General features: G+C 63.3%; 1 protein-coding gene. It reads left to right on the top strand.

Features of this window, described 5'->3' with window-relative positions:
- Nucleotides 1-65 precede the first annotated feature (65 nt).
- The coding region (locus MFF40_RS28405; RefSeq protein WP_238263159.1) for an MmcQ/YjbR family DNA-binding protein at nucleotides 66-319 on the top strand (254 nt) is incomplete at its 3' end.

Raw genomic sequence — 319 nt, 5'->3', positions numbered from 1 at the left:
GCGCCGCGCCGGGTGACTGGAGAACCGGTCGCTTCGATCAGTCACTGACTGAAAGAAGGGCAGCGATGGGCGTCGACATCGAACACGTGAAGACGCTCATCGCGACGCTTGAGGCGGTAACCTCTGGCCCACACTTCCACAGGACCGCCTTCCGGACGCCGCGCAAGTCATTCGCGACGCTGGATGAGGCCGCCCTCGACATCAACCTGATGTTCGACCCGGATCATCGCGATTTTTTCTGCGAGCAGGTGCCAGAGGCTTTCAGCCCGGTACCCGGCGGATGGGGGCGGATGGGGGCGACCAGATGCGATCTCTCTGC

The organism is Methylobacterium mesophilicum (assembly GCF_022179445.1).
GTDB classification, from domain to species: Bacteria; Pseudomonadota; Alphaproteobacteria; order Rhizobiales; family Beijerinckiaceae; genus Methylobacterium; species Methylobacterium mesophilicum.
The sequence above is the reverse complement of the archived record's forward strand: the minus strand, read 5'-3'. Positions and strand labels throughout refer to the sequence as shown.